This window comes from Streptomyces sp. MH60 (assembly GCF_002939385.1).
Taxonomy (GTDB): domain Bacteria; phylum Actinomycetota; class Actinomycetes; order Streptomycetales; family Streptomycetaceae; genus Streptomyces.
Window position 1 is genome coordinate 1 of sequence record NZ_MULI01000038.1, and the last position, 24,141, is coordinate 24,141.

Consider the following 24,141-nt stretch of genomic DNA (forward strand, 5'->3'; position numbering starts at 1 on the left):
AGCCCGGCGCCGGTGAGGGCCCCGGCGGCGGTCAGCGCGGCGGCGGGGCGGATGCGGCCGGACGGCAGGGGGCGGTGGGGGCGTTCCGCGGCGTCCTCCGCACGGTCGGCCCAGTCGTTGAGGGCCATGCCGGCCTCGTACAGACACAGGGAGGAGCCGATGGCGAGCAGGGTGCGGGGCCCGGGGCGCGCACCGGCCGCCGCCGCGCCGGCCAGGGCGTCCCCGGGGACGGTGAACAGGGCGGGCAGGCGCAGCAGTTCGGCCCAGGCGCCGGCGCGGGAGGAGCGGGTGCCGGGTGTGCTCCGCCCGGGACGGCCGGAGGGCGGTGCGGTGGTCCGGGAGCCGGGGGCGTCCTCCGTCGGCCGCGCTCCGGCCTCCCGCCGCGCTCCGGGCTCCCGTGCGGTCGTCTCCCCGCCGGTGGCGACGGTGCGGTTCATCGCCGCGCCCCGCCTTCGTCGGCGGCGTCGGCGGCGTCGGGGGCGTCGGGGGCGGAGTCGGCGCCGGCATCGTCCGCCAGCCGCCCGGCGAAGCGTTTCAGCTCCGTGTACTGCTCGGCCAGGGACGACGGTCCGTCCCCCACCGGGTCCTTGAAGAAGAAACCCAGTTCGCCCAGCGGACCGGACAGCCCCCGCTGGTGGGCGCGGGCGACCAGGCGGGCCAGGTCGAGGACGAGCGGCGCGGCGAGGGACGAGTCGCAGCCCTGCCAGGTGGTCTGGAGAATCATGCGGGCGCCGAGGAAGCCGTCGAAGGCGATGTGGTCCCAGGCGGTCTTCCAGTCGCCGAGCGCGGGCACGTCGTCGATGTGGACCTCGCCCTCGACGGGGGCGCCCAGGGTGTCGGCGAGGACGCGTTCCTTGCCGGCGTTCTTCGCCGCGGCGGCCGCCGGGTCGGCGAGGGCGGCGCCGTCGCCGCCGCCCAGCAGGTTCGTGCCCGACCAGGCGCGCACCGCCAGCGCCCGCTGCGTGAACATCGGGCCCAGCACCGAGCGCAGCAGCGTCTGCCCGGTCTTGCCGTCCCGGCCCGCGTAGGGCAGGCCGCTCACGGCTGCCGGTGCGGCCAGCGCCGGGTGGTGCAGACCGGTCGACGGGGTGAAGTTGACGTACGGGCAGCCGGCGCGCAGGGCGGCGGCCGCGTACAGCGAGCTGGCGGGGAGGGCGTCTCCGGTGGGCGCGGGCTCGGTGGAGGCCACGTTCACCACCACGGTCCGCTCCGCTCCCGCGCGTCGTGCGAAGTCGGTGATGTCCGCGGCGAACGCGGCGATCAGCGTCTCCTCGTCACGGGTGTCGCCGGGCAGCGGGCCGCCCGGGCGGATCTCGCGGTCGGCCGCGGCCAGTTCGGCACCGACGGCCGAGGGCAGTCCGTGCGGCAGCACGCCCCCCGCGGCCAGGGCCTCCGCCCGCTTGGGCAGGGGGCAGTCCACGGTGTCGTGACCGCCGAAGACGAGGGAGGAGAGCGCGGGCAGTGCGGTGCCGGCGAAGTCGGGGGTCTCGGTGACCATGCCGGTCGGGGGGTTCAGCCCCGCGGTCACGGCGGCGCAGCCCGCCACCACCGTGGTGGCGACGGAGCCGCGGGCTCCGATCAGCCAGACACCGGTACGGGAGCCACGGGAGGAAGCAGAGGGGGACGCGGACATGGGCAGCCTCCTTGTCGAGCGCGTCGGGCACACACGAGCGGTGGTACAGCCGGGGGTGTTCCGTTCGGGGTGACGGCGGGCGGAGGTCCGGCGTCCTCCGCCCGCCGCCGTTCCGGTCGCCCCCTCAGGGGCGGGTCCGCCCTAGGAGGGCAGTTCCTTCAGCTGGATGTCGCGGAAGGAGACCTGGTCGTCGGCGCCGTGGTTCTGGAGGCCGATGTAGCCGTCGGTCAGGCTCCGCTCGGGGTCCTTGTTGGTGAAGTCGTTGATCTTGACTCCGTTGAGGAACACCTGGAGGCGTTCGCCCTGGACCTTGATCTCGTAGGAGTTCCACTGGCCGGGCGGCCGCAGAACCTGGTCACGGGCCTTGATGTTCGCCGCCTTGAACGTGTAGATCGCACCGGTGGTGCGGTCCACGGCGTCCGTGGCGTCGATCTGGATCTCGTAGCCCTTGTTCACCGCGGACCAGGGGTCGTCGGAGGCCGGGAAGCCCACGAAGACACCGGAGTTGTCGTCGCCCCGCATCTTCCAGTCGAGCTTGAGGGAGTACGACTTCAGCTCCTTGGCCTGGTACCAGAGCAGGCCCATGCCGCCCTCGGACTCCAGGACGCCGTCCTTGACGTTGAACTTGCCGGGACCGGCCTGCTTCCAGCCGTCCAGGGTCTGGCCGTTGAAGATGTCCCGGTAGCCCTTGGCCGGCTTGCAGTCGGCCTTGGCCTGGCCGGTGGCGTACTGCATGCCGCCGAGCAGGTGGCCGCGGAAGGCCTCGTCCGCGTAGGACTCCTTGGTGTGGCCCATGCCGGTGTAGAAGGAGCGGCCGCCGCCGTAGCTCTGGCACCAGGCGATCGGGTGGTCGCCCTTCATGGTGCCGCCGGAGTAGGTCGTCTCGTCCAGGGTGGCGAGGACCTTGGCCTGCTCACGCGGGTTGGTGCGGTAGTTGTACCACTCGTCGGTGCGCTCCCAGGCGTCGTCCAGGTGCGCGGTGGCCGGGTGGTCGTGGTCCTCGACGCGGACGGTGGCCTTCTGGATGGCCGGGTGCGAGTCGAAGTAGGCGCCGACCAGGCCGCCGTAGAACTCCCAGTCGTACTCGGTGTCGGCGGCGGCGTGGATGCCCAGGTAGCCGCCGCCGTTCTTGACGTAGTTCTCGAACGCCTTCTGCTGGTCGGCGTTGAGGACGTCACCGGTGGTGGACAGGAAGGCGACCGCGTCGTACTTGGCGAGGTTGGCCGTGGTGAACTGCCCGGCCTCCTCGGTCGCGGTCACGGAGATGCCGGCCGGGGTGCCCAATTCCTTCAGGGCGGCGATGCCCGCCGGGATGGAGTCGTGGCGGAAGCCGGCGGTCTTGGAGAAGACCAGGACCTTCTTGCCGGCCGTGAACGGCTCCTTGGAGAACTCGAAGTCGTCGAGGTCGAACAGCGCGCCCTGGCCGCCCCGGAAGACCAGGTAGACGTCGGTGGTCTTCTTGGGCAGGGCCCGCAGCGGCACGTCGACGTTCTGGAAGGTCTCCCAGCTGCCGGTCGGCGGGATGTACGCCGAGCCGTGCAGCGGGCCGGTGGGCGAGCCGGTGCGCACCTCGACGTAGCCGCCGGCGCCACCGGAGGAGGCCCGTACGGTCAGCTTCTTCTGCCCGTCGAACTTGTAGGGGCTGAAGGAGATCCAGTCGCCGTCGTCGATGTTGCCGACGGTCTTGCCGCCGTTGGCGCCGGTCTTGTCGATCGGCGACACGCCCTGCTGGGCGGTGAAGTGCTCGGCCTGGCGGTGCGGGGGCTGGATCACGGTGCGGGCGGTTCCGGTCAGGGCCTCCTGGCCGTTGGCACCGCCGTCGGTGTAGCTGGCGCCGACGACGCCGTAGATGTTGGCGTTGGGGTCGTGGCCGCCGTCGCCCGGCGGCGGGTTGAGGGTGCCCTCACAGCCCATCTCGCTGGTCAGCTCGTGGGCGTGGGAGTCGTGGCCGAGGCTGTAGGCGACCTTGACCTTGGAGCAGTCGATCGTCTCCTCGGGGTCGGTGACCTTCACCTTGAAGGGAATGGGCTGCCCCATGGGGAGCAGGGTGCCGTTGCCGGGGGTCTCGATGACCACCTTGGGCTCGGTGTTGCCGACCACGATCCGGACGCTGGCGTGACCGGTGTTGCCCTCGGGGTCCGTGGCCGTGAAGGTCGCGGAGTAGGTGCCGACCTTCTTGTACTTGTGGGTGGGCGTGAGGCCCTCGCCCTTGGTGCCGTCGCCGAAGTCCCAGCTGTAGGTGAGGTCCGGGGAGTCGGCGTCCTTGGCGGAGCCGGTGAAGGCGACCTTCAGACCGGCCGCGCCGGACGTCTTGTCGGCGCTCACCTCGGCGATCGGGGAGAAGCCGTCGGAGGCGTTCTCGATCCGGTACAGGGCGGAGTCCTTGTCGCCCTGGAACCAGGACAGGCCGTAGTCCAGGACGTAGAGGGCGCCGTCGGGGCCGAACTCCATGTCCATGATCTGGGTGCCGGTCCACGGGAAGTCGTTGATCTTCGAGACCGCGCCGTCCTCGGTCTGCTCGATCCGCTTGATCCAGCGGCGGCCGAACTCGCCGGCGAAGAAGTCGCCGTCGTACTCCTCGGGGAACTTGACCTTGGAGTCGAGGTCCGGGTCGTAGCGGTAGACCGGGCCGCCCATCGGGGACTCGGAGCCGCTGCCGAACTCGGGCACGGAGTCGTCGTCGTACGGGATCCACGCGGCCTGCGCGGGCGGCAGGTCGGTGAGACCGGTGTTGTGCGGGGAGGTGTTCTTCGGGGCCGCGCAGTCGAAGGTCTCGCCGGAGGTCTTGGTCGCGAAGTCGTAGTCGACGTACGGGTCGTTGTCACCGGTGCAGAAGGGCCAGCCGAAGTTGGCGGCCTTGGTGACCTTGGCGAACTCGACCTGTCCCGCCGGGCCGCGCTTCGGGTCCGCGGCGCCCGCGTCGGGGCCGTAGTCGCCGACGTAGACCGTGCCGGTCTTCTTGTCGACGCTGATCCGGAACGGGTTGCGGAAGCCCATCGCGTAGATCTCGGGCCGGGTCTTCTCGGTGCCGGGCTCGAAGAGGTTGCCCTCCGGGATGGTGTACGAGCCGTCCTCGGCGACCTTGATGCGCAGCAGCTTGCCGCGCAGGTCGTTGGTGTTGCCGGCGCTGCGGCGGGCGTCGAAGGCCGGGTTGCGGTCCGCGCGCTCGTCGATCGGCGTGTAGCCGTCGGAGGCGAAGGGGTTGGTGTCGTCGCCGGTGGAGAGGTAGAGGTTGCCCTCGGCGTCGAAGGCGATGTCGCCGCCGACGTGGCAGCAGGTGCCTCGGGAGGCCGCGACGTCCAGGACCTTCTTCTCGCTGGCCATGTCCAGCGTGCCGTTGGCGTTCAGGACGAAGCGGGAGAGGCGGTTGACGCCGTCGAACTTCTTGAAGTCCTCGGCGGTGCCGTTCTCCGGGGCGTCGCCCGCGGGGGTGTCGAGCGGCGGGGCGTAGTAGAGGTAGATCGCCCGGTTGTTCTTGAAGTCCGGGTCGATGCCGACGCCCTGCAGGCCCTCCTCGTCGTGGTTGTAGACGGGGATCTTGCCGGCGACCTTGGTGACGCCGCCCTGGTCGGTCAGGCGCAGTGTGCCGTCGCGGGCGGTGTGCAGGACGCTGCGGTCCGGGAGCACCGCGAGCGACATCGGCTCGCCCATCTCGGGCTCGCCCTTGGCGAGCGGTACCTGCTGGAACTGACCCTCGGCGACGGGTGCCGTCTCGTCGTGCTCCGGGTGGCCCGGGTGGGCGCCGGCGACGGTCGCCGGGGTGCCCACGGCCAGCAGGAGGCCGGTGAACAGGGCGAGGGTGGTGCGAAGCCTGGGGCGCCTCGCGGTCGTGGTGCCGTTGAGTCTGGTTCTGTGCACGAAGTCCCTCCGGGAACGGGTGGCCGTACGGGATGGGTGCGGAGACGTGCGATGCGGGCGCCGGGGTGCGCCGTCACCCCGGAGGCGTGAGTGTCCTGAACACTTCAGGGACGGTAACCGCGTTCTTCCGCGGCCAACACCCCTTGGGCCAGGACCCGTTTAACTTTTACCCAACTCAGGACAAAGCGGGATTCGGGCAGCCCGGACCGGGGACCGGCGGTGCTCCGGTCCCCGTCCCGGCCTGCGCCGGGCGCGCGGATCAGCTGTTGAACGCGGCGTCGAAGGACGCGCTGGGCGGCTCGAAGTCGAAGGCCTTGAGCCGGCTCAGGGCCTCGGGCGCGCCCTGCAGCCGGTCCATGCCGGCGTCCTCCCACTCGACGGAGACGGGACCCTGGTAGTCGATGGAGCGCAGCATGCGGAACACGTCCTCCCAGGGGACGTCGCCGTGCCCGGCCGACACGAAGTCCCAGCCGCGCCGCGGGTCGCCCCACGGCAGGTGCGAGCCGAGCCGTCCGTTGCGGCCGTCGAGGCGCTTGCGGGCCTCCTTGCAGTCGACGTGGTAGACGCGGTCGCGGAAGTCCCACAGGAACCCGACGGGGTCGAGGTCCTGCCACACGAAGTGCGAGGGGTCGAAGTTCAGGCCGAACGCGGGCCGGTGGTCGACCGCCTCCAGGGCGCGCTGCGTGGTCCAGTAGTCGTAGGCGATCTCGCTGGGGTGCACCTCGTGGGCGAACCGCACGCCCTCGGCGTCGAAGACGTCGAGGATCGGGTTCCAGCGGTCCGCGAAGTCCTGGTAGCCGCGCTCGATCATCGACTCGGGGGCGGGCGGGAACATGGCCACCAGGTGCCAGATCGCCGAGCCGGTGAAGCCGATGACCGTGTCGACGCCCAGGCGGGCGGCGGCACGTGCGGTGTCCTTGATCTCGGCCGCGGCGCGCTGCCGTACGCCCTCCGCGTCGCCGTCGCCCCAGATGCGCGCGGGCAGGATCGCCTCGTGGCGTTCGTCGATGATGGCGTCGCAGACGGCCTGGCCGACCAGGTGGTTGGAGACGGCCCAGCACTTGAGGCCGTACTTGTCGAGCAGCTGGTGCCTGGATGCGACGTAGGAGGGGTCGGCCAGGGCCTTGTCGACCTCGAAGTGGTCGCCCCAGCAGGCGAGTTCCAGGCCGTCGTAGCCGAAGTCGCGGGCGAGGCGGCAGACCTCCTCCAGCGGCAGGTCCGCCCACTGTCCGGTGAAGAGCGTGAAGTTGCGTGGCATGGCGCTGCCGGCCTCCTCAGGGCATGATCGGGGTGTAGACGGAGTTCTTCTCGGCGCTCTCCTCCACGGCCGCGAGCACGCGCTGCACCTGCAGCCCGTCGGCGAAGGAGGGTTCGGGGCTGCGGCCCTCGGCGGCGGCGTGGACGAGGTCGCGCGCCTGGTGCACGAAGGTGTGCTCGTAGCCGAGCCCGTGGCCCGGCGGCCACCAGGCGTCCAGGTAGGGGTGTTCGGGTTCGGTGACGAGGATGCGGCGGAAGCCCGCGTGCTCCCCCGGCTCGGTGCCGTCGTGGTACTCCAGCTCGTTGAGCCGTTCCAGGTCGAAGGCGAGGGAGCCGCGCTCGCCGTTGAGTTCGATGCGCAGGGCGTTCTTGCGGCCGGTGGCGTACCGGGTGGCCTCGAAGGAGACCAGGGCGCCGGAGGTGAGGCGGCCGGTGAACACGGCGGCGTCGTCCACGGTGACCTGTCCCGTCACCCCGTCCGCCGAGCCCGCGGACAGGCCCCGGGAGGCGCCGGCGGGCAGCGGGCGTTCCCGTACGAAGGTCTCGGTGAGCGCGGAGACGCCCGCGATCCGCTCCCCCGACAGGTACTGGGCGAGGTCGACGATGTGGGCGCCGAGGTCGCCGAGCGCCCCCGACCCGGCCAGCTCCTTGCGCAGCCGCCAGGTGAGCGGGGCCTTCGGGTCGACCAGCCAGTCCTGGAGGTAGGTCACCCGCAGGTGCCGCAGCCGGCCGACGCGGCCCTCGGCGACCATCCGCCGGGCCAGCGCGGTGGCCGGCACCCGGCGGTAGTTGAAGCCGACCATCGCCAGCTGCCCGCGCGCCCCGGCCGCCTCGGCGGCGCGGGTCATCTCCTGCGCCTCCTCGACGGTGTTGGCCAGCGGCTTCTCGCACAGGACGTGTTTTCCGGCGGCGAGCGCGGCCAGTGCGATCTCGGCGTGGCTGTCGCCGGGGGTGCAGATGTCGACGAGGTCGATGTCGTCCCGTTCGACCAGGGTCCGCCAGTCGGTCTCGGTGCTCGCCCAGCCGTGCCGGTCGGCCGCGAGGCGGACGGCGTCGGCGTCCCGCCCGCAGATCGCGGCCAGCACCGGGTTCAGCGGCAGGTCGAAGACGCGGCCGGCGGTGCGCCAGCCCTGGGAGTGGGCGGCGCCCATGAAGGCGTAGCCGACCATGCCGACGCGCAGGGGCGGTCTGGTCGCGGACGCCCCCGTCGCCGCCCCGGCCCCGGCGTCGGTCCCGGTATCGGTCCCGCTGTCGGTCCCGGCGGCTGCCTCCTCGGCGCCGGCCCCCTCGGGCTGCTGCGGCTGTCCCATGCGGATGTCCTCCTCGTCGTGGTGGCGCGGTGGGGGTGGGCCCCGCCCCGGCGGACCGGCTGGTCAGGCCGCCGCCGGGGCGGCGCCCGTCACTTGAAGCCGGTGGACATGTACTGGTCGACGTTGCCCTTGTCGACGACGGCCGAGTAGCAGGTGACGGTCGAGGGGATCTCGAACTCGGCGAGACCGCTGACGCCCTTGCCCTGGCCGAGCGCGCGGGCCAGGTCGATCGCGGAGGCGGCCATGGTGGGCGGGTAGAGCACCGTCGCCTTCAGGACGCCGCGGTCGGCCTTGATGGCCTCGAAGGCGGAGAGCGCGCCCGCGCCGCCGACCATCAGGAAGTCGTCGCGTCCGGCCTGCTCGATGGCGCGCAGGGCGCCCACGCCCTGGTCGTCGTCGTGGTTCCACAGGGCGTCGAAGTCCGACTGGGCCTGGAGCAGCTGGGCCATCTTGGCCTGGCCGGACTCCACGGTGAACTCGGCGGCCTGGCGGGCCACCTTCTTGATGTTCGGGTAGTTCTTCAGTCCGTCGTCGAAGCCCTGGGTGCGCTGCTGGGTCAGTTCCAGGTTGTCGATGCCGGCCAGTTCTATGACCTTTGCGTTCGGCTTGTCCTTGAGCTTCTCGCCGATGTAGTGGGCGGCGTTGAGGCCCATGCCGTAGTTGTCACCGCCGACCCAGCAGCGGTACGCCTGGGGGCTGTTGAAGATGCGGTCCAGGTTGATGACGGGGATGCCGGCCCGCATCGCCTTCAGCCCGACCTGGGTGAGCGCCTTGCCGTCGGCGGGCAGCACCACCAGGACGTCGACCTTCTTGTTGATGAGGGTCTCGATCTGGCCGATCTGCTGCGCGGTGTCGTTGGACCCCTCGGTGACCTCGAGGGTGACCTCCGAGTACTTCTCCGCGCGCTTCTTGGCCTGGTCGTTGATGGCGTTGAGCCAGCCGTGGTCGGCCTGCGGTCCCGCGTAGCCGATGGTGATCGGCTTGCCGGGCTTGTCGTCCGCGGCCGGCTGGGTGTCCGCGGCGGCCTTGTCGTCGCCGTCGTCGGGGTCGTTGCTTGTGCACCCCGTGAGGACGGCACCGGCGGACACGGCGGCGGCTCCGAAGAGCAGCCCTCTGCGACTCGTGAGCTTCGTCATGACGGTGAACCCTTTCCTCAATGCGTGCTTGCGGTACGGCGCTGGACCAGCACGGCGGCGACGATGATCGCGCCCTTGGCGATCTGCTGCACGTCGGTCTGCAGGTTGTTCAGGGCGAAGATGTTGGTGATCGTGGTGAAGATCAGGACGCCCAGCACGGAGCCGAGGATGTGGCCCCGGCCGCCGGTCAGCAGGGTTCCGCCGATGATCGCGGCGGCGATGGCGTCGAGTTCGTAGAGGTTGCCGTTGGTGTTCTGGCCGGAGCCGGCCAGGACGATCAGCAGGAAGGCCGCGATGCCGCAGCACAGCCCGGACAGCAGGTAGAGGTAGAGCCGCTGGCGGCGGACGTCGATGCCGGCGAGACGGGCGGCCTCCGCGTTGCCGCCGACGGCGACGGTGCGCCGTCCGAAGGTGGTCCGGTTGAGCACCAGCCAGCCGATGACGGTGACGGCCGCGAACACCAGGACCAGCGGCGGGATGCCGAGGACGTAGGCGTCGCGTTCGCCGAGGTCCAGGACGCTGGAGACGGAGACGACCTGGGTGCGGCCGTCGGTGATCTGGAGCGCGAGGCCGCGCGCCGAGGCCAGCATGGCGAGGGTGGCGATGAACGGGACCATCTGGCCGAAGGCGATGAGCACCCCGTTGACCAGACCGCAGCCCACTCCCACCACGATCGCGGTGAACAGGATGCCGAAGAACCCGTACTCCTGGGTGGCGACCGTGGTCGCCCACACCGAGGCGAGGGCGACGATGGCGCCGACCGACAGGTCGATGCCCCCGGAGACGATGACGAAGGTCATGCCGACGGTGACGACGCCGATCACGGACGCCTGGGTGAGCACCAGCTGGAGGTTGCGGGTGTCGAGGAACGAGTCGGGCTGGGTGATGCCGCCGATGAGGACCAGTACGGCGAGCACGCCGAGCAGGGTGAGGGTGCGGACGTCGGCGCGGCCCAACCGGACCCGCCAGGCGGGCGGAGCGTCCACGGGTGCCGCCTTGCCGGTGCCGTCCCGCGGCGGGGACACGTGCTGCGTCATGACGCCGGACTTCCTTCCATCACGAGGTCGAGTACGCGGTGTTCGTCGAGTTCGCGGGCGGGGGCCTCGTGCACGACGCGGCCCTCGCGCAGTACCAGTACGCGGTCGGCGAGACCCAGTACCTCGGGCACCTCGCTGGAGACCAGCAGGACGGCGAGGCCCTCGTCGGCCAGGCGCCGGATGACGGCGTACAGCTCGGCGCGGGCGCCGACGTCGACGCCGCGGGTGGGTTCGTCGAGCAGCAGGACCCGGCAGCCGCGCAGCAGCCAGCGGGCGAGCACCGCCTTCTGCTGGTTGCCGCCGGAGAGGGTGCGCACGGGCACCGACGGGTTGTCGGGCCGCAGCGACAGCTCGCGGGTGGCCTCGCGGGCCGCTCCGAGTTCGGCGCCGCGGTCGATCCAGCCGCCGCGCGAGAAGCGGGACATGGCGGAGACCGACACGTTGCGGGTGACGGACTCCAGCATCAGCAGGGCCTGGGCCTTGCGTTCCTCGGGGGCGAGCCCGAGCCCGGCGCGCACCGCGGCGCGCACACTGCCCGGCCTGAGCGGTCGCCCGTCGACGAGGACCTGGCCGGCGCTCGCCTTCCGGGCTCCGTAGACCGTCTCCAGGATCTCGGAGCGGCCGGAGCCGACGAGTCCGGCGAGTCCGACGATCTCGCCGGGGCGCACCTCCAGGTCGAGCGGGGCGAACTCGCCCTGCCGGGCCAGGCCCCGGACGCTCAGCACGGGTTCGCCCGCGGGCGGTGCGGTGGGCCGGTCCGGGAAGACGTACTCGACGTTGCGTCCCGTCATCAGCGCCACCACCTCGCGGGTGGGCGTGGACTCGGCGGGCAGGCCGCGGGCCACCGCCCGGCCGTCCTTGAGGACGGTGACCCGGTCGCCGATGCGGCGGATCTCCTCCAGGCGGTGCGAGATGTAGACGACGGCGACTCCGTCGGCGGTGAGGTCGGCGACGATGCGGAAGAGGTTGTCGACCTCGTCCGGGTCGAGCGCGGCCGAGGGCTCGTCCATCACGATCAGCCGTACGTCGTGCGAGAGTGCCCGCGCCATGGACACGATCTGCTGCTGGGCGGCCGACAGTTCGCCGACCAGCCGCCCCGGGTCGACCTCGGGGTGCCCGAGCCGCTTGAGCAGCGCGGCAGTCGACGCCTTGGCCGCCCTGCCCCGTACGACGAAGCCGGCGGCGGTCGGCTCGTGTCCGAGGTGGACGTTCTCGGCGACCGACAGGTGCTCGACCAGGTCGAGTTCCTGGTAGATGGTGGCGATGCCCAGTCGCATGGCCGCGATGGGCGAGCGCAGGGTGACCTCCTCGCCGCGCCAGCGGATGGTGCCGGTGTCGGGCTGGTGGGCGCCGGCCAGCACCTTGATGAGGGTGGACTTCCCGGCGCCGTTCTGGCCGAGGAGGCAGTGCACCTCACCGGCCTGGACGTCGAGGTCGACGCCGTCCAGGGCCCGGACTCCGGGGAACGACTTGGTGATGCCGGACATGCTGAGCAGCGGTGGTTCTGGTGCCATGTGAGGTCCCCTCGGCGGGCGTGCGGGCCGGTGTCAGGGCAGAGCAGGGCGTGGCGGAACGGGGCGTGACGGAGCAGGACGGTACGGAGCAGGGCAGGGCTGAGCAGAGCGCTGTGCGGGTGGAGCTCGTGAACCGAACGGTGGTTACGCGGGTGAGAACAGGTGGTCGCTGATCAGCCGGGCCGCGCCGATGACTCCGGCGGTGGGTCCCAGCTCCCCGAGGACGATGGGCAGGTTGCCGGTCGCCAGGGGCAGCGACTGGCGGTAGACCTGGGTGCGGATCGCGGCGAGCAGGTTGTGGCCGAGGCCGGTCACCCCGCCGCCGATCACCACCAGGCCCGGGTTGAAGAAGCTGACCAGGCCGGCGATGACCTGGCCGGTGCTGCGGCCGCCCTCCCTGATCAGGTCCAGCGCGGTGGCGTCGCCCGCGGCGGCCGCGGCGGCGACGTCGGCGGCACTGAGGCCCCCGTTCGCCTCCAGCCGGTTCGCGAGCTCCGCCGACTGACCCTGCTGGGCGGCCTCCGTGGCGTCGCGGGCCAGGGCCGCGCCGCTGAAGTGGGCCTCCAGGCAGCCACGGTTGCCGCAGGCGCACTGGCGTCCGTCGGGCACCGCCTGGATGTGTCCGATGTCGCCCGCGCTGCCCGTGGTCCCGCGGTAGACCTCCCCGCCGACGACGATGCCGCAGCCGATGCCGGTGCCGATCTTGACGATGAGGAAGTCGTGCTGGGTACGGGCGACGCCCGCGTGCTGCTCGCCCAGCGCCATCAGGTTCACGTCGTTGTCGACCATGACCGGGCAGCCGAGTTCCTGGCTGAGTGCCTCCCGTACGGGGAAGCCGTCCCAGCCCGGCATGATCGGCGGAGCCACCGGCACGCCCTCGGGGAAGCGGACCGGTCCCGGGACGCCGATGCCGGCGCCGTCGAAGCCCTCCGCGAGCCCGGAGGCGCGCAGCTTGGCGGCCATGGACAGCACCTGCTCGAAGACCGCGACCGGGCCCTCGCGCACGTCCATGGGCTGGTTGATGTGCCCGAGGATCTCCAGCTCGGCGTTGGTGACGGCGACGTCGACCGAGGTCGCGCCGATGTCGACGCCGAGGAAGCGCAGTTCGGGGTTGAGGCGGACGTTGTGGCTGCGGCGCCCGCCGCGCGAGGCGGCGAGTCCGTCGGCCACGACGAGACCGGTCTCCAGCAGCCGGTCCACCTCGACGGCCAGTTTGGACCTGGAGAGGTCGACCTGGTCGCCCAGCTGGGCACGGGAGTTGGGCCCGCCGTCGCGCAACAGCTGGAGCAGTCGCGCTTGGTGGGCGTTCGCGGGTCGTGCGGTCATGCGTCTCACGAGCCCCTCCCCGCCTCAATCGGCCTTGAGTCCGCCGGTTTCCGGCCACGTCCCTGGCTTGCTTCCGTGGCGTGCTTTCGGAGGGAACGTAGCAGCGGGCGCCGGGTGTGGGAAGAAGTCACGCATGAATTGCTGCGAACTTTCTCCTCTGAGTGGACAAAGAAGTGCGCGGTATCCGACGGCCCCGGACACGGCGAGGCCGCCCGGCCAAGGTGCCGGACGGCCTGTGCACGCGTCCCGAACGGGCGCTGACCTCAGGACTCTCCGCGCTCGTGGTACGAGCGGCGGGTGTGCTCGGTGTGCTCGCGCATCAGCCGGGTCGCCGCCTGTTCGTCCCGTTCGGTGATGGCGGCGATCAGCTTGCGGTGCTCGATCCAGGACTGACGGCCGCGCTGCCGGGCGACCGGGGTGTAGTACCAGCGGACCCGGCGGTCGACCTGCGCGGCGAGTTCGGCCAGGACCGCGTTGCCCGCCAGCTCCATGACCTTGCCGTGGAAGCGGGCGTTGACGGCGACGGTGGCGTCCACGTCCTCGGCGGCGACGGCCCGCTCCCCCTCCTCGCACAGCTCCTCCAGCGCGGCGATGCCGGCACTGGAGGCGTTGGCCGCGGCGAGCCGGGCCGCTTCGGCCTCCAGGAGCGTGCGCACCGTCAGGAGCTGGTCCGCCTCCTCCTCCGTCGGCTCGTGCACGAACGCCCCCTGCGCGGGGCGCAGATCGACCCAGCCCTCGGTGTTGAGCCGCTGCAGCGCCTCGCGCACCGGCTGCCGCGACACCCCGAGGTGACCGGCGAGTTCGCTCTCGACGAGGTGCTGGCCGGGCCGCAGGGCCCGGGTGGTGATGAGTTCGAGCAGCGCCTCGTAGACACGGTCCCGCAGCGGGCCGGGCCGTTCGAGCCTGGGCACCGCGCCCTGCGGCAGTCCTGCGGACAACATCGGTCCCCCCTCGACGGCCGGAACACAACCAGTACGCGAAGTATTGATTGTCTTTCGTCTACAGTCTACGGCGCGCTCGGCCGCGGGACCGGGGTGTAGGCCACGTCACATCGGGGGCGCCGGGGTCCTCAGGGGCAGCGGACGACCTGTCCGGCGTAGGAGAGATTGCCGCCGAAGCCGAAGAGCAGCACCGGGTCGCCGGTGGTGATCTCGCCCCGCTCCACCAGCTTGGACAGCGCGAGCGGGATGCTCGCCGCGGAGGTGTTGCCGGACTCGACGACATCGCGGGCGATCACGGCGTTGACGGCACCGATCTTCGCGGCGAGGGGTTCGATGATGCGCAGGTTGGCCTGGTGCAGGACGACCGCGGCGAGGTCGGCCGGTTCGAGGCCGGACCGCTCGCAGGCCCGGCGCGCGATGGCGGGCAGCTTGGTGGTCGCCCAGCGGTAGACGCTCTGTCCCTCCTGCGCGAACCGCGGCGGCGTTCCCTCGATGCGGACCGCGTTGCCCATCTCGGGCACCGACCCCCACAGCACGGGACCGATCCCCGCCTCCTCGCCCGGCGCGCAGGCCTCGACGACGGCGGCCCCCGCCCCGTCGCCGACCAGTACACAGGTGGTGCGGTCGGTCCAGTCGACGACCTCGGTCATCTTGTCCGCGCCGACGACCAGTGCCCGGGTCGAGGAGCCGGCCTGTACGGCGTGGTCGGCGGTGGCCAGGGCGTGGGTGAAGCCCGCGCACACCACGTTGAGGTCCAGCGCGGCGGGGCCGGGGATGCCGAGGCGGGCGGCGACGCGGGCGGCGGTGTTCGGGGAGCGGTCGATCGCGGTGGAGGTGGCGACCACGACCAGGTCCACGTCGGCGGGGGTCAGCCCGGCCGCCGCGAGCGCCTTCGCGGCGGCGTGGCCGGCCAGCTCGTCGACCGGCTCGTCGGGTCCGGCGATCCGGCGCGAACGAATGCCCACCCGGCTCCTGATCCACTCGTCGCTGGTGTCGACCATGCCCGCCAGGTCCTCGTTGGTGAGGATCCGGGCGGGCTGGTAGTGGCCGACGGCGGTGATGCGGGAGCCGTGGTGCATGGGTGGAGTCCTCGCTGCCTCGGGGTACGGGATCCACCAGTGTGATCAGTGACCGACGGGTACGACGGCAGGTGATACGACAGGAATCCGCGGCCCGGCTTGTCGGCTTCGGTCAGCATCCTCCGCCGCCCCCGGCCGTCCGGCTCGCCGGCGTCCGCCCTCACCCGGTGAAGAGCTGGGTCGCCTTCCGCACGAGTTCGTACAGCCCGTAGGCGAGCGGCGCGCCCACCCAGAGCCAGGTGAAGGCGATCAGCGGCCGCCGGTCGGGCACCTCGGCCGCCTCAGGCGGACTCTGGCTGGTGTCGGGTGACATCGTTGCCCTCCTTCGGCGCGGGGGTGGTGGTCGCGGGTTCGTGGTGCCGGGCGTGGACGGGGCGGACGAGTTCGTTGGCGACGAAGCCGACCACCAGCAGCCCGATCATGATGAGGAAGGAGGTGCCGTACAGGGCCGAGCCGTGCCGCCCCGCCTCCTCCTGGTGGTCGGCGATCCAGTTCACGATCAGCGGCCCGAGGACGCCGGCGAGCGACCAGGCGGTGAGCAGCCGCCCGTGGATGGCGCCGACCTGGTAGGTGCCGAAGAGGTCCTTGAGGTAGGCGGGAGCCGTGGCGAAACCGCCGCCGTAGAAGGAGAGCACGACCAGGGCGCACAGGACGAACAGCGGCTTGGAGGCGTCGCCGAACAGCGCGATCAGGGTGTACATGAGCGCGCCGACGCCGAGGTAGACGCGGTAGATGTTCTTGCGCCCGATCAGGTCGGAGGCCGAGGACCAGCCGATCCGGCCCGCCATGTTGGCCGCCGACAGCAGGGCCACGAATCCGGCCGCCGCGGTCGCCGACACCGGGGTGGAGGTGTCGGCGAAGAAGTCCGTGATCATCGGCGCGGCCTTCTCCAGGATGCCGATGCCGGCCGTGACGTTCATGCAGAGCACGATCCACAGCAGCCAGAACTGCGGGGTGCGCATGGCCGAACGCGCCGAGACCTGGACCCCTTCGAGCGGGGCGGGCCGGCCGTCCGCCCCCTCCCTGGGACGCGGCACCCGCACCAGGAGCACGCCGAGCAACATGAAGACGGCGTACGTCAGTCCGTGGACGAGGAAGGCGAGGGCGATCCCCGAGCTGTCGGTGCCGAAGGACTCCAGCATCTGCGCCGACCAGGGCGAGGCGATGAGGGCGCCGCCGCCGAAGCCCATGATGGCGATCCCGGTGGCCATGCCGGGCCGGTCGGGGAACCACTTGATCAGCGTCGACACGGGCGAGATGTAGCCGATGCCGAGGCCGATCCCGCCGACGAAGCCGTAGCCGAGGACGATCAGCCAGTACTGCTCCACCGCCGCGCCGAGCGCGGAGAGCAGGAAGCCGGACGAGAAGCAGACCAGGGCGACGGTCATCGCCCAGCGCGGTCCGTGCCGTTCCACGAGCGTGCCGCCGAACGCGGCCGACAGACCGAGCATGACGATGCCGAGCTGGAAGGGCAGCGCGCTCTGCGTGCCGCTGAGGCCGAGCGCGGACTCCAGGGGCGGTTTGAACACGGACCAGGCGTAGGCCTGGCCGATGGAGAGGTGGACCGAGAGAGCGGCCGGGGGTACGAGCCAGCGGCTCCAGCCCGGGGGTGCGACGGGGGGACTCATGGGTCCCCAACCGTAGGCATCCGGAAAGCGCTTGAGAAGACTGTTGAGCCGACAACTACAGAAGCCGATCACCCGACTACAGACCACCACCACTCCTGCACAAAGCCTTGCCGCCCCAACTTCCATACTGTAGACAATATTTCGTCGACATCATCGAGACTTCCCCGACCGGTCTCCTCCCAGTTCCTCGGTATCCCTCGACCGAACGGAGCTCCCCCGCCATGAAAGTCGCAGTCCTCGGCGCCGGGGCGATCGGCGCCTACGTCGGCGCCGCGCTCCACCGTGCGGGCGCCGACGTGCATCTCATCGCCCGTGGACCGCATCTGGCGGCCATGAGGCAGTACGGAGTACGGGTGCGCAGCCCGCGCGGCGACTTCACCGCGCACCCGCGCGCCACCGACGACCCGGCCGAAGTCGGCCCGGTCGACTATGTGTTCCTGGGTCTGAAGGCCAACTCGTACGCGGCGTGCGGGCCGCTGATCGAGCCGCTGCTGCACGGGACCACGGCGGTCGTGGCCGCCCAGAACGGCATTCCCTGGTGGTACTTCCACCGGCACGGCGGCCCCTGGGACGGGCGTCGTCTGGAGAGCGTGGACCCGGCCGGCGCGGTCAGTGCGGTGCTCGCGCCCGAACGGGCCGTCGGCTGCGTCGTGTACGCGGCCACCGAACTGGAACAGCCGGGCGTCGTACGGCATGTGGAAGGCACCCGGTTCTCGATCGGCGAGCCCGGCCGGGAGGTCTCGCCGCGGTGCCTGGCGCTCAGCGAGGCGATGCGGTCGGGCGGCCTGAAGTGCCCGGTCGAGCCGGACCTGCGCAACGACATCTGGCTGAAGCTGCTGGGCAACATCTCCTTCAACCCGATCAGCGCCCTGGTCCGGGCCACCATGCGCCAGATGTGCCGGCACGGCGGCACCCGCGAGGTCATCGAGACCATGATGACCGAGACGCTGGCGGTCGCCGCGGCCCTCGGCTGCGAGGTCGGCGTCTCCATCGAACGCCGGCTCGCGGGCGCCGAGCGGGTCGGCGACCACCGCACCTCCACGCTCCAGGACCTGGAGCGCGGCAAGCCGCTCGAACTCGACGTCCTGCTCGCGGCGGTCGTCGAGCTGGCGGAGATCACCGGGGTCCCGGTGCCCACCCTGCGCACCGTGCACGCCCTGTCGGACCTGCTCGCGTCGAGGAGCGCCGCATGACGAAACGCGACCGAACCCCCAAGACCTACACCCGCCTCACCCACCCTCTGGTGCGGGACTCGCGCGAGGAGCCCTTCCGCCGGGCGACCTGGGAGGAGGCCCTGGACCGCACGGCCCGGGGCCTGGCGGCGGCGCGCGGCGCGTTCGGGATGTTCTCCTGCGCGCGGGCGACCAACGAGATGAACTACGTGGCGCAGAAGTTCGCCCGGGTGGTCATGGGCACCCACAACGTCGACTCCTGCAACCGCACCTGTCACGCGCCGAGCGTCGCGGGCCTGTCGGCCGCCTTCGGCTCGGGCGGCGGCACCTCCTCCTACGAGGAGATCGAGCACACCGACGTCATCGTGATGTGGGGCTCCAACGCCCGCTTCGCGCACCCGATCTTCTTCCAGCACGTGCTGAAGGGCATACGGGGCGGCGCCCGCATGTACGCCGTCGACCCGCGCCGCACCTCCACCGCCGAGTGGGCGGAGAGCTGGCTCGGGCCGAACGTGGGCACGGACATCCCGCTGGCACACGCGGTCGGCCGCGAGATCATCCACGCGGGCCTGGCCAACGAGGCCTTCATCGAACGCGCGACGACGGGCTACGACGACTACAAGGCCCTGGTCGAACCCTGGACCCTCTCCCTCGCCGAAAAGGTGACGGGCGTACCGGCCGCCGCCATCCGGGAGCTGGCGCACGCCTACGCCCGCGCCGAGCGCGCCCAGCTGTGCTGGACCCTGGGCATCACCGAGCACCACAACGGCACGGACAACGTCCGCGCCCTGATCAACCTCTCCCTGCTCACCGGCCACGTCGGCCGCTACGGCTCCGGCCTCCAGCCGCTGCGCGGCCAGAACAACGTGCAGGGCGGCGGCGACATGGGCGCCATCCCCAACCGGCTCCCGGGTTTCCAGGACGTGCTCGACCCGGAGGTCCGCCGGAAGTTCGAGACGGTGTGGGACACGGTGGTCGAGCCGCGCCACGGCCTCACCCTGACGGAGATGTTCGAGGCGATGGATGACGGCACGCTCCGCGCCGTCTACTGCATCGGCGAGAACCCGGCCCAGTCGGAGGCGGACGCCGAACAGGCGATACGCCGCCTGCGCGCACTGGACTTCCTGGTGGTCCAGGACATCTTCCTCACGAAGACCGCCGAACTGGCCGACGTGGTCCTCCCGGCGACGGCCGGCTGGGCGGAGACCGAGGGCACCACCACCAACAGCGAACGACGCGTCCAACGCGTGCGACGGGCCGTGACCCCGCCCGGAGAGGCCCGCGAGGACATCGACATCCTGTGCGACCTCGCCGCCCGCCTCGGCCACGACTGGAAGTACGCCGACGCGGAGGCGGTCTGGAACGAGCTGCGCTCCCTCTCCCCCGACCACCACGGAATGACGTACACCCGCCTGGCGGAGCACCAGGGCATCCAGTGGCCGTGCCCGAGCACGGAGGAACTGGAACCGCCGTACCTGCACGGCAGGCTGTGGGCCCGGGACCCGGCCGCCCGTGGCCGCCTCGCCCCCTTCGGCATCGTCCGGCACGACCCGCCGGTGGACCTCACCGACGAGCAGTACCCGATCCGGCTGACCACCGGACGCCGCCTCGACTCCTACAACACGGGGGTGCAGAGCGGGAGTTACGCCTCTCCGCTGCGCCGCGGCGAGTCCGTCGAACTCTGCCCGGAGGACGCCGAACGCTACGGGGTCGTGGTCGGCGAGGAGGTCCGGGTGACCTCACGGCGCGGCTCGTTGCTGGCCCCCGTCTGGGTCGACACGGCCCTGCGTCCGGGCCTGGCGTTCATGAGCTTCCACTTTCCCGACGAGGTGGACACCAACCAGCTGACCATCGAGGCCAACTGCCCGATCGCCGGGACGGCGGAGTTCAAGGCCTCGGCGATCCGGATCGAGAAGGTGAGCACCGGTGGACCTGCGCTTCGGTGACGGCAAACCCACGGACGAGGAACGCGAGGCCGTGGACGCCCTGCTCGGCCCGCCCGAGTCGTCCTGGGAGGGCGCGGCCCGCGACGGGACGGACGCCGCCGACCTCAGATGGGCCCGGGGCGGCCGAGAGGCCCGGGACCGCCGCGACCAGCTCCTCCCGGCCCTGCACGCGCTCAACGACCGGGTCGGCTGGATCAGCGAGGGCGCCCTGGACTACGTGTGCCGCCGCCTGACCGTCCCCCCGGCCGAGGCGTACGGGGTGGCCACCTTCTACGCCATGTTCTCGGTCCGCCCCCGCCCGGCGACCGTCCTGCACGTCTGCACGGACCTGGCGTGCACGGCGGCGGGGGCGAGCGGCCTGTGCACGGCCGTGGAGGCACGCCTGGGCCCGGAGAGCGGCGTGAAGGTCGAGCGGTCTCCGTGCCTGGGCCTGTGCGAACGGGCCCCGGCGGCCTTGGTGGTCCGGGCGGGTGAATCAGCCCTTCCGGCCCAGGGGGACCTTCCAGCCCGTCCGGCGTTTGAGGACGAGGCCGTCCGGGCCGAAAGCGGGGGCCCGGGGGCGGCAGCCCCCGGGGACGGGAAGGGGAAGGGGCGGCGGGGGCGAAAAACCCTCCACGCGACGGCGGTATGCGCCCCCGCGACCCCCGACCGGGCGGTCGCTGCGGCCACCGCCCCCGAAACCGCCCCAGCAGAACCCGCCCCCGCGCTCGCCGTCCCCCAGACCGGCGACCCCACCCTCACCCTCCTCCACCGCATCGGCACCACCGACCCCGCCTCTCTGGACGACTACCGCGCCCACGGCGGCTACACCGCCCTCCGCCGCGCCTTCGCACTCGGCCCCGCCGCCGTCATCCGCGAGGTCACGACGCCGGTCTGGTCGGCCGCGGCGGCGCCGCCTTCCCCACCGGCCGCAAGTGGCAGGCGACGGCCGCCCAGCCCGACCACCCGCACTACCTGGTCTGCAACGCCGACGAATCCGAACCCGGCACCTTCAAGGACCGCGTCCTCATGGAGGGCGACCCGTACGCCCTGGTCGAGGCCATGACGATCGCGGCCTACGCGACCGGCGCCCACCGGGGCTTCCTCTACCTCCGCGGCGAGTACCCCCGCGCCCTCGCCCGCCTCACCCACGCCGTCGAACAGGCCCGCACCCGCGGCCTGCTCGGCGACGACGTCCTCGGCCAGGGCTACGCCTTCGACATCGAGATCCGGCGCGGCGCCGGCGCGTACATCTGCGGCGAGGAGACGGCCCTGTTCAACTCCATCGAGGGCTACCGGGGCGAGCCCCGCTCCAAGCCCCCGTTCCCCGTCGAGAAGGGCCTGTTCGGCAAACCCACGGTCGAGAACAACGTGGAGACCCTGGTCAACGTCCTCCCCATCCTGACGATGGGCGCCGAGGCCTACGCCGCGATCGGCACCCCCACGTCCACCGGCCCGAAGCTGTTCTGCGTGTCGGGCACCGTGGCCCGCCCCGGCGTCTACGAACTCCCCTTCGGTGCCACGCTCGGCGAGCTGCTCACCCTCGCCGGGGTCCGCGACAACCTCCGCGCGGTCCTGCTCGGCGGTGCCGCCGGCGGCTTCGTCCGCCCCGACGAACTGGACATCCCGCTCACCTTCGAAGGCACCCGCGAGGCGGGCACGACCCTGGGCTCCGGTGTCGTCATGGCCTTCGACGACACGGTCCCGCTCCCCCGCCTGCTGCTGCGGATCGCCGAGTTCTTCCGCGACGAGTCGTGCGGTCAGTGCGTACCGTGCCGGGTCGGCACCGTCCGCCAGGAGGAGGCGCTGCACCGGATCGTCGACCGCACGGGCGCCGACGCCGCCTCCGACATCACCCTGCTGCGCGAGGTCGGCCGCGCGATGCGGGACGCCTCGATCTGCGGTCTGGGGCAGACCGCGTGGAACGCCGTGGAATCCGCCATCGACCGTCTGGGGGCGTACGAATGACCGCGATACCGCTCGGAGTGCCGCGCCGCCTGGTGGAGTTCACCCTCGACGGGCAGGAGGCCAGGGTCCCGGAAGGGTCGACGATCCTCGACGCCTGCCGGGCGGCCGGGAAGGACGTCCCGACCCTGTGCGAGGGCGACACGCTCACCCCGAAGAACGCCTGCCGGGTCTGCGTGGTGGACGTGGAGGGCGCCAGGACCCTCGCGCCGGCCTGCTCGCGCCGGGCGGAGCCCGGCATGGTGGTGCGTACGGACACCGAGCGCGCCCGGCACAGCCGCAAGGTCGTCCTCGAACTCCTCGCCTCCTCGGTCGACCTCTCGACGACCCCTTCGGCCGACGGGTGGATCAAGGAGTACGAGGCGAAGCCCGACCGTTTCGGCCCGGACGCGGCCCGCGTCGACGAGGAACCGCGCGTCGACAACGACCTCTACGTGCGCGACTACGGCAAGTGCATCCTCTGCTACAAGTGCGTGGACGCCTGTGGCGACCAGTGGCAGAACAGCTTCGCCATCTCCGTCTCCGGTCGCGGCTTCGACGCCCGGATCTCGGTCGAGCACGACGGCCCGCTGACCGACTCGGCGTGCGTCTACTGCGGCAACTGCATCGAGGTGTGCCCCACGGGGGCGCTGTCCTTCAAGTCGGAGTTCGACATGCGGGCGGCGGGCACCTGGGACGAGGAGCGGCAGACCGAGACGACGACGGTGTGCGCCTACTGCGGAGTGGGCTGCAATCTCACGCTCCATGTGCAGGACAATGAGATCGTGAAGGTCACCTCTCCGCACGACAACCCGGTGACCCACGGCAACCTCTGCATCAAGGGCCGTTTCGGCTACCAGCACGTACAGAACCGGGACTGACCGGCACAAGGGGCACGACATGGGACGAGTCACGGAACGACGCAAGGTCATCCGCATCAGGGACGGGGCGGTCTCCTCCCGCCCGGACACGCTCGTCGCCGAGGAACCGCTGGAGATCCGGCTGAACGGCAAGCCGCTCGCCATCACGATGCGCACCCCCGGCGACGACTTCGCGCTGGCGGCGGGTTTCCTGGTGAGCGAGGGAGTGCTCGCCGAGCAGGCCGACCTCCAGAACATCGTGTACTGCGCGGGCGCCACCGTCGACGGGTCCAACACCTACAACGTGGTCGACGTGCGGACCGCCCCCGGCGTGCGCGTCCCGGACATCACCCTGGAGCGCAACGTCTACACCACCTCGTCCTGCGGGCTGTGCGGCAAGGCGAGCCTGGACGCGGTGCGTACGACGGCCCGCTGGCCCATCGCCGACACTCCCCCGGTCCGCGTCACCCCGGAACTGCTGGCGGACCTGCCCGACCGGCTGCGCGCCTCCCAGCGGGTCTTCGACCGGACCGGCGGGCTGCACGCGGCGGCCCTGTTCACCGAGGAGGGCGAACTGGTGGACGTACGGGAGGACGTGGGGCGGCACAACGCGGTGGACAAGCTGGTCGGGCGCGCCCTGCAGAACGGGGACCTGCCGTTGTCCCGGTCCGTGCTGCTGGTGTCGGGCCGGGCCTCCTTCGAGCTGGCGCAGAAGGCCGTGATGGCGGGCATCCCGGTGCTGGCCGCGGTGTCGGCGCCGTCCTCGCTGGCCGTGGACCTGGCCGCCGAGACCGGGCTGACCCTGGTGGGCTTCCTGCGCGGCAGCTCCATGAACGTGTACGCGGGTGAGGACCGGGTCGCCCTGCGGGCCGCGGCCGTCAAGGGCTGACCCGCCTCCCCGCGACACGGCGGCGGGGCCCCTGGCGGCGGGGAGCGCCCCCTGCGCCGCTGGGGCCCCGCCTCAACCGCGCCGGCCGTCCGCGCCGGCCGTCCGCGTCAGACCTCCAGCTCCGTGCCGGCGATCCTCCGGACCAGGTCGGTCAGCCGCGCCCGCTCGTCCTCGGTGAGCGGCGCGAGCAGCTCGTCGTTGGCCACGCGCGCCGCCTCCTCGCAGCGCGCCAGGACCCGGCCGCCCTCCTCGGTGAGCGACACGGCGTTCTTGCGGCGGTCCCCGGGGTCCGGCACCCGGACGAGGAGTGAGGCGGACTGCAGGTCGTTGAGGACGCCGACCAGGTCCTTCGGATCGAGACCGATGCCGCGCCCCAGGTCGGCCTGGGCGACCGGGGCGAGGTCGCGGACGGCGGAGAGCACCACGTGGTGCCACATCTTCAGTCCCTCGGCCGCCAGCGCCTCGGCGACCAGCGCCCGGCCCCGGGCGGCGGCGCGGCCCAGCAGCCAGCTGGGGAGGGAGCGGATCTCGGGCAGGGGTGCGGTGGCCATGGAGCCACCCTAGCGAAAAGTCGTTGGACTTCCCCATGACTGTCCGCATATCGTTGGGACCTCCAACGAGATTCCTCGGCT

Annotated in this window: 18 protein-coding genes and 1 pseudogene; 5 read left to right on the top strand and 14 right to left on the bottom strand. The window is 71.9% G+C overall.

Translation table 11 applies throughout. The annotated features are described in order from the left end of the window. The 13 genes from BZZ08_RS39615 to BZZ08_RS22515 form a co-directional block, all read right to left on the bottom strand. The coding region (locus tag BZZ08_RS39615; protein ID WP_241965538.1) for a UbiA family prenyltransferase at window positions 1–437 on the bottom strand (437 nt) is incomplete at its 3' end. After that, window positions 434–1,633 carry an inositol-3-phosphate synthase gene (locus BZZ08_RS22465; protein WP_104634050.1) on the bottom strand — a complete coding sequence of 400 codons (1,200 nt, stop codon included), beginning with the start codon at window positions 1,631–1,633 and terminating at the stop codon, window positions 434–436. The genes BZZ08_RS39615 and BZZ08_RS22465, both read right to left, overlap by 4 nt. Before the next feature lie 141 nt (window positions 1,634–1,774). Beyond that, complete coding sequence (locus tag BZZ08_RS22470; RefSeq protein WP_104634051.1) at window positions 1,775–5,491, bottom strand: ThuA domain-containing protein; 3,717 nt, start codon at window positions 5,489–5,491, stop codon at window positions 1,775–1,777. A gap of 259 nt (window positions 5,492–5,750) precedes the next feature. Further along, window positions 5,751–6,749 (bottom strand): sugar phosphate isomerase/epimerase family protein, encoded by a 999-nt coding sequence (locus tag BZZ08_RS22475; RefSeq protein WP_104634052.1) that lies wholly within the window; start codon window positions 6,747–6,749, stop codon window positions 5,751–5,753. Between the two features lie 16 nt (window positions 6,750–6,765). Further along, on the bottom strand, window positions 6,766–8,058 hold the full coding sequence (locus tag BZZ08_RS22480) for a Gfo/Idh/MocA family protein (protein ID WP_104634053.1): 1,293 nt from the start codon (window positions 8,056–8,058) through the stop codon (window positions 6,766–6,768). Window positions 8,059–8,147: 89 nt separating this feature from the next. Continuing rightward, window positions 8,148–9,194: a substrate-binding domain-containing protein gene (locus BZZ08_RS22485; protein WP_104634054.1), complete on the bottom strand. Its 1,047-nt coding sequence runs from the start codon at window positions 9,192–9,194 to the stop codon at window positions 8,148–8,150. Window positions 9,195–9,211: 17 nt separating this feature from the next. Then, on the bottom strand, window positions 9,212–10,231 hold the full coding sequence (locus tag BZZ08_RS22490; protein ID WP_104634055.1) for an ABC transporter permease: 1,020 nt from the start codon (window positions 10,229–10,231) through the stop codon (window positions 9,212–9,214). After that, window positions 10,228–11,745: a sugar ABC transporter ATP-binding protein gene (locus tag BZZ08_RS22495; RefSeq protein ID WP_104634056.1), complete on the bottom strand. Its 1,518-nt coding sequence runs from the start codon at window positions 11,743–11,745 to the stop codon at window positions 10,228–10,230. The genes BZZ08_RS22490 and BZZ08_RS22495 overlap by 4 nt, the downstream gene beginning before the upstream one ends. A gap of 144 nt (window positions 11,746–11,889) precedes the next feature. Then, window positions 11,890–13,071, bottom strand: a complete 1,182-nt coding sequence (locus BZZ08_RS22500) for an ROK family transcriptional regulator (protein ID WP_104634057.1) — start codon at window positions 13,069–13,071, stop codon at window positions 11,890–11,892. Window positions 13,072–13,334: 263 nt separating this feature from the next. After that, window positions 13,335–14,012: a GntR family transcriptional regulator gene (locus BZZ08_RS22505; protein ID WP_104634058.1), complete on the bottom strand. Its 678-nt coding sequence runs from the start codon at window positions 14,010–14,012 to the stop codon at window positions 13,335–13,337. Between the two features lie 128 nt (window positions 14,013–14,140). Beyond that, the gene (locus BZZ08_RS22510) at window positions 14,141–15,091 is read right to left on the bottom strand and encodes a beta-ketoacyl-ACP synthase III (protein ID WP_104634059.1); all 951 of its coding nucleotides are present in this window, start codon (window positions 15,089–15,091) and stop codon (window positions 14,141–14,143) included. A gap of 160 nt (window positions 15,092–15,251) precedes the next feature. Further along, on the bottom strand, window positions 15,252–15,404 hold the full coding sequence (locus BZZ08_RS39045) for an MFS transporter small subunit (RefSeq protein ID WP_198601631.1): 153 nt from the start codon (window positions 15,402–15,404) through the stop codon (window positions 15,252–15,254). Next, entirely contained in the window at window positions 15,373–16,719 is a 1,347-nt protein-coding gene (locus BZZ08_RS22515; protein WP_104634060.1) for an OFA family MFS transporter, read from the bottom strand. Before BZZ08_RS22515 ends, BZZ08_RS39045 begins: the two co-directional genes overlap by 32 nt. Before the next feature lie 221 nt (window positions 16,720–16,940). On the opposite strand from BZZ08_RS22515, the gene BZZ08_RS22520 reads away from it, so the two are divergent. The 5 genes and pseudogenes from BZZ08_RS22520 to fdhD all read left to right on the top strand — a co-directional run bounded on the left by BZZ08_RS22520 (window position 16,941) and on the right by fdhD (window position 23,509). Beyond that, on the top strand, window positions 16,941–17,912 hold the full coding sequence (locus tag BZZ08_RS22520; RefSeq protein WP_104634061.1) for a 2-dehydropantoate 2-reductase: 972 nt from the start codon (window positions 16,941–16,943) through the stop codon (window positions 17,910–17,912). Then, on the top strand, window positions 17,909–19,837 hold the full coding sequence (locus BZZ08_RS22525; RefSeq protein ID WP_104634062.1) for a molybdopterin oxidoreductase family protein: 1,929 nt from the start codon (window positions 17,909–17,911) through the stop codon (window positions 19,835–19,837). The genes BZZ08_RS22520 and BZZ08_RS22525 overlap by 4 nt, the downstream gene beginning before the upstream one ends. After that, window positions 19,818–21,784: pseudogene (locus BZZ08_RS22530) on the top strand (NAD(P)H-dependent oxidoreductase subunit E). Before BZZ08_RS22525 ends, BZZ08_RS22530 begins: the two are co-directional and overlap by 20 nt. Further along, window positions 21,781–22,641 (top strand): 2Fe-2S iron-sulfur cluster-binding protein, encoded by an 861-nt coding sequence (locus tag BZZ08_RS22535; protein ID WP_104634063.1) that lies wholly within the window; start codon window positions 21,781–21,783, stop codon window positions 22,639–22,641. The pseudogene BZZ08_RS22530 and the gene BZZ08_RS22535 overlap by 4 nt, the downstream one beginning before the upstream one ends. Before the next feature lie 19 nt (window positions 22,642–22,660). After that, on the top strand, window positions 22,661–23,509 hold the full coding sequence (gene fdhD / locus BZZ08_RS22540; protein WP_104634064.1) for a formate dehydrogenase accessory sulfurtransferase FdhD: 849 nt from the start codon (window positions 22,661–22,663) through the stop codon (window positions 23,507–23,509). A gap of 107 nt (window positions 23,510–23,616) precedes the next feature. Here fdhD and BZZ08_RS22545 read toward each other — a convergent pair whose 3' ends face one another. Beyond that, complete coding sequence (locus BZZ08_RS22545) at window positions 23,617–24,060, bottom strand: MarR family winged helix-turn-helix transcriptional regulator (protein ID WP_104634065.1); 444 nt, start codon at window positions 24,058–24,060, stop codon at window positions 23,617–23,619. Window positions 24,061–24,141 lie beyond the last annotated feature (81 nt).